Annotated in this window: 5 protein-coding genes and 1 pseudogene; 2 read left to right on the forward strand and 4 right to left on the reverse strand. The window is 59.4% G+C overall.

Annotation, left to right across the window (positions count from 1 at the left end):
* From E0F99_RS28765 to E0F99_RS28775, 3 genes and pseudogenes are all read right to left on the reverse strand, one after another.
* A pseudogene (locus E0F99_RS28765) lies at nt 1-268 on the reverse strand (TonB-dependent siderophore receptor); the annotation flags it as partial.
* Between the two features lie 214 nt (nt 269-482).
* Nucleotides 483-1130: a CPBP family intramembrane glutamic endopeptidase gene (locus E0F99_RS28770; RefSeq protein ID WP_130909092.1), complete on the reverse strand. Its 648-nt coding sequence runs from the start codon at nt 1128-1130 to the stop codon at nt 483-485.
* A 152-nt stretch (nt 1131-1282) separates the two neighbouring features.
* The gene (locus E0F99_RS28775) at nt 1283-1792 is read right to left on the reverse strand and encodes an Lrp/AsnC family transcriptional regulator (protein WP_083358566.1); all 510 of its coding nucleotides are present in this window, start codon (nt 1790-1792) and stop codon (nt 1283-1285) included.
* A gap of 121 nt (nt 1793-1913) precedes the next feature.
* Here E0F99_RS28775 and E0F99_RS28780 point away from each other — a divergent pair, with 121 nt between their 5' ends.
* Nucleotides 1914-2948 carry a histone deacetylase family protein gene (locus E0F99_RS28780; RefSeq protein ID WP_083358565.1) on the forward strand — a complete coding sequence of 345 codons (1035 nt, stop codon included), beginning with the start codon at nt 1914-1916 and terminating at the stop codon, nt 2946-2948.
* A 68-nt stretch (nt 2949-3016) separates the two neighbouring features.
* Nucleotides 3017-4432: an amino acid permease gene (locus tag E0F99_RS28785; protein ID WP_083358564.1), complete on the forward strand. Its 1416-nt coding sequence runs from the start codon at nt 3017-3019 to the stop codon at nt 4430-4432.
* A 242-nt stretch (nt 4433-4674) separates the two neighbouring features.
* Here E0F99_RS28785 and E0F99_RS28790 read toward each other — a convergent pair.
* Nucleotides 4675-5079, reverse strand: a 405-nt coding sequence (locus E0F99_RS28790; protein WP_423213186.1) for a PIG-L deacetylase family protein, incomplete at its 5' end; no start/stop codon positions are given.

Here is a 5079-nt window from a genome sequence, read left to right on the forward strand (position 1 = left end):
CCTCTTCCTGTCTCGCGACGGCCTGCGGGGTTTCACGCAAGGTCAGTGGCAGTTTGGTAGCGGTGGCCATCGAGCCGGTGGTGTAGGACTGGCTGCCCTCGGTGGTCGCGCCGAGTGCTTGCTCGGTGTTGATTTGCGTGGCGCCCAGCTCGATTACCGCCGGCTGTTCCGCCTTGGCGGCGAAGGCCGGGTGTGATGTGGCGATACACACCGCCATCGCGATCAAATTGGGTGAAAAACCTTTGCCGCCGTGTTGTTGCACAGACATTGAACCGACTCTCCCTGAGCGCCTTCCCTGGCGAATAATAAATCTGTTGATAATTATTCTCATAAGTGTGGCAGATTGAGCCTGTAGGAAAAAGCCTTAGGGGAGAATTAGTTAACGAATTTTTCACATTTTGGTGGAAGGGCTTTTTGCCACTAATGCCGGGGAAGTGGGCGTGAAGAACGGTGTCACGCCCACTCCCAAAGGGGGCTTGGCGTCAGCCGTAAAGCCCGGCCCAGGTCCAGGTCCAGTCAAAGCCCGACCCCACCACTTCCGCCAGCATGTGCAGCAAGATGGGCACCAGCAAACCGCCGCTGGCGATCCTCGCCCAGGCGAACAGGCAACCCACCACGAAGATCAAGGCCAGTGTGTCCCAACTGCCGTATTGGGTATGCACGCTGGCGAACAGCGCGGACGTGACAATCACCGCGGTCCACTTCCAGGCAACACTGCGCTCGTAGGGAAACAGACGCAGCAGGTAGTGCCGCACCATCAGCTCTTCGGCGATCGGTGGAAAGATGATCAGCGACGCCAATTTAACCAGGGTTTGCCACTGGGTCAGGCCGCTGTACAGCTCAGCCATGAACGCTTCACGCGGTTCCCCCAGCGCCGTGGCTAGCAACCCGAATAGGGCATACGCAGCGATCAGGGCAATCGCGCCCAAGCGCAAGGTCTTACGGATGTGGTGGCCGTAAAACGTAGCGGCCAAGTCATGGCGGTGTTGCACCACGAACAGGCCGCACAGCAGCAACCCGATGGCGCCATGGCCGATCACGAATACCCAGTAGCCCTGTGCTTGCGGCGGCACCAGCAGCAGGCCGGGAATGGGCGCCAGCAAGATCGTCAGCGCCGCGAGGATGAACATCCCGAGACGCCTGAAGAAGCGGAAGTTCGAGGGCGGGGTTAGCGGGAGGGTGGTGTCCAAGGGGGCAAGCACGTGCGTCACAGTCGCTCCATGAGTGTGGTAAAAAAGGCATTTTGCCACTAATCAATCGGGTTCACGTCAGAAGAATTCTGTTATTGACTCTGCGCGGCGCTTGCCCGGCCAGGAATCGCCACCCGACTCGTCGCCTTCACCTCACGCAGCGCCAGGCTCGATTGGATCGACGCAATCCCCAACTGACGGCGCAACACGCTCTCGACAAACTCGCTGTAACTGTCCAGGTCTTCCGCCAGCACCTGCAGCAGATAGTCCGCATCGCCGGTGATTTTGTGGCAGGCCAGCACTTGCGGCAGCTCCTTGACCACCGCTTCGAACGCATCTGGTGCGTGGTCGGTGTGGATGGCGAAGCGCACATGCACGAACGCCATGATGTTCAGCCCGAGCAGTTTGCGATCCAGGTTGGCCTGGTAGTCCTTGATCACGCCTTCTTCTTCCAGGCGTTTACGTCGACGCCAGCACGGCGTCAGGCTCAGGGACAGGCGCTCGCTCAGTTGGGCGTTGGAAATGCTTGCGTCTTCCTGCAGTAACGCGAGGATGGCGAGATCGGTGTCGTCAAGCGCGACCTGTTTGGTTTTATTTTTCATAATGTGCTGCCACAAGGGTAAATATTCCCGATAAAACTAACAGTGCGCGAACTAAAAGCAAAGAAAGCCCAGCCTCGCCCGAACAAAATAGAGCCTGTCTTTTACTCGGGGATGTTGAGAAATGCTGACTGTTTTTAGTGATGCCCACCGTTTGCACCATGGCACCGAATTGAAAGACGGTGTGCTTAAGCCCTCATTCGAGCAACCCAGCCGCGCCGACACCGTGCGCGACCGCGTCCAGCTCGTTGGGCTAGGCGATATTATCGCGCCGCGCACCTTCGACCGGGCGTGTTACGTCAACGCCCACAGCGAACGCTACGTGTCATTCCTGGAAACCGCCTGGGCGCAATGGGCCGCCCTAGGCCGCAGTCACGACGCGCTGCCGCTGGTGTGGCCGGTGCGCGACCTGGCCAACCAACAAGTGCCGGACTTCATCGACGGCAAGCTGGGTTTCTTTGCCATGGACGCCGGTTCGCCGATCACCGGTACCACCTGGAACGCGGTCAAAACCAGCGCCGATATTGCGCTCACCGGCCTGGCCCTGATCGACGAAGGCCATCACAGCGCCTTTGCCCTGTGCCGGCCACCTGGGCACCATGCCGCCCGCGAATACATGGGCGGTTATTGCTACCTCAACAACGCCGCGATTGCGGCGCAACAGGCGATTACCCAAGGCGCCCGGCGTGTGGCGGTGCTGGACGTGGATTTCCACCATGGCAACGGCACCCAGAATATTTTCTATGAGCGCGCCGACGTCATGTTCATCTCCCTGCATGGCGAACCGGCGGTGTCCTACCCGTATTTTTCCGGGTTCAGCAGCGAGCGCGGCGCGGGTGCCGGGGAGGGCTTCAATCTGAATTACCCGCTGGCGAAAAACACCACCTGGGCCACTTACAAAACCGCGTTGATCGACGCGTGCCAGCACCTGCGCGATTTCGCCACCGAAGTGCTGGTGATTTCCCTGGGGGTCGACACCTTTAAGGACGACCCTATCAGCCATTTCCTTCTGGAGACCCAGGACTTCCTCGGCATGGGCGAGATCATCGCCAGCGTCGGCGTGCCCACGCTGTTTGTGATGGAAGGCGGCTACATGGTCGATGAGATCGGCATCAATGCCGTCAACGTGCTGCACGGTTTCGAAAGCAAGACCGCCTGAACCCAAGAACAAAAAACCGCTGATTCTTTTTTCTGCCAAAACTCAAAAACATAACAAGAGGTTTTGTAATGAAAACAACCACGCCTGGGCTTACCGAAAAGCCTGCGTTGCAACGCACCCTGAGCAACCGCCACATCCAGTTGATGGCCATGGGCGGTGCGATCGGCACCGGCCTGTTCATGGGCTCGGGCAAGATCATCGCGCTCTCGGGCACCTCGATCATCCTGATCTACATGATCATCGGGCTCTTTGTGTATTTCGTGATGCGTGCCATGGGGGAGCTGCTGTTATCCAACCTCAACTTCAAGAGCTTTGCCGACTTTGCCGGTGCCTACCTGGGGCCGCGCGCGGCGTTTTTTCTCGGCTGGTCGTATTGGCTGAGTTGGAGCGTGGCGGTGGTCGGCGATGCGGTAGTGGTCGGCGGGTTTTTCCAGTACTGGTTCCCCGATGTACCGGCGTGGATGCCGGCCGTCGGCATGTTGCTCACGCTGTTCGCGCTTAACGTGCTCACGGTCAGGCTGTTTGGCGAGGTCGAGTTCTGGTTTGCGATCATCAAGATCATCGCCGTAGTCACCCTGATCAGCGTGAGCCTGGTGCTGATCGCCAGCTCGTTTGTCTCACCCACCGGTGTCACCGCGTCGTTGACGCATTTGCTGGATAAACAAGCGGCGTTCCCCAACGGCGTCTTCGGTTTTTTTGCCGGTTTCCAGATGGCGATCTTTTCCTTCGCCGGCACTGAACTGATCGGCACCGCGGCCGCAGAAACCCGCGCGCCAGAGAAGACCCTGCCCAAGGCAATCAACTCAATCCCGTTGCGCATCATCCTGTTCTACGTACTGGCCTTGGCGTGCATCATCGCCGTGACGTCGTGGCAGCAAGTGTCGCCAAGCAAAAGCCCGTTTGTTGAGCTGTTCCTGGTGGCGGGTTTCCCCGCAGCGGCGGGCATCGTGAATTTCGTGGTACTCACCTCTGCGGCCTCGTCGGCAAACAGTGGCGTGTTTTCTGCCAGCCGCATGCTGTTCGGTTTGGCAGACCTGGGCGATGCGCCGGGCATTTTTCGGCGGCTGTCCAACAGCAGCGTGCCATTTATCAGCCTGGCATTTACCACACTGCTGATGGTGCTGGGCCTGGTGTTGCTGTTTGTGGTGCCGCAGGTAATGACGGCCTTCACCCTCGTGTCGACGGTCTCGGCGATCCTGGTGATTTTTACTTGGTCGACTATCCTCGCGTCCTACATCGCCTACCGTAAAAAGCGCCCGGACTTACACGCACAATCACGCTACAAAATGCCCGGTGGCGTGCCGATGGCGTGGTTTTCCCTGGCATTTCTCGCCTTTGTGTTATGCCTGCTTGCCTTACGGCCGGACACGCGATTGGCGCTGTGCGTGATGCCTATCTGGTTTATCTGGCTGGGCGTTGCCTACCCGCTGTCGCACGTTCGTAAACGGTTCACTGCGCAGGTGACGGAGGGTAGGGCGCTTTAGTTTTTACACCACGTTGCGTTCACTTATGCGCGCAACGTGAAGCCGATCATCCTGTGCCAACGCCGCCCGTTTGCGGTTGCGTAGGGTTTTATCCGACAGACAACGGGCGTCGCCATCGCCGCGGGCACGCGGGGTTAGCACGCATTAGCGCTTGACCGCCAGCCACGCGGCGACGCTGGCATAATTTGGCCGTTGGTATCGTCGGTTGTGCTGTACACAATGCGATACCTAAGCCTGGCACGCTAAGCAAACACGATCTCGTACGGCTCGCGTATCCGCTCCAGCAGATCCTGGGCGAGCTTCGGCGCCAAGCCGATTGTCGGGTCGCCGACCAATTGGCTCGCAAACGCATGGGTTGCGTGAAGCTTGCGCGCGACGTTCCATGCATTCAGGCGGACTTTACGCGCCCGTTGCCAAGGGATTATCGCGCCGTCGCGTAGCGGCCAGTGCCAGGCCCAAATGGGCAGTTCATAGAGCCGCACGCCCACCTGCCGGCACGCGTTGGCGCTGGCACGGCCGACGGCGTCATGGTCGTCATTGCCGTCGTTGCGCCACGTGGTGAACACCACGTCACCGGGTTGCAGGTAGCGCGCGATAAATTGGCTCATCGGCTGTTCGCTGGCCGCCAGCGCGTCGTCGCGAAAGCC

The sequence above is a fragment of the Pseudomonas antarctica genome, from assembly GCF_900624995.1.
Taxonomy (GTDB): domain Bacteria; phylum Pseudomonadota; class Gammaproteobacteria; order Pseudomonadales; family Pseudomonadaceae; genus Aquipseudomonas; species Aquipseudomonas antarctica.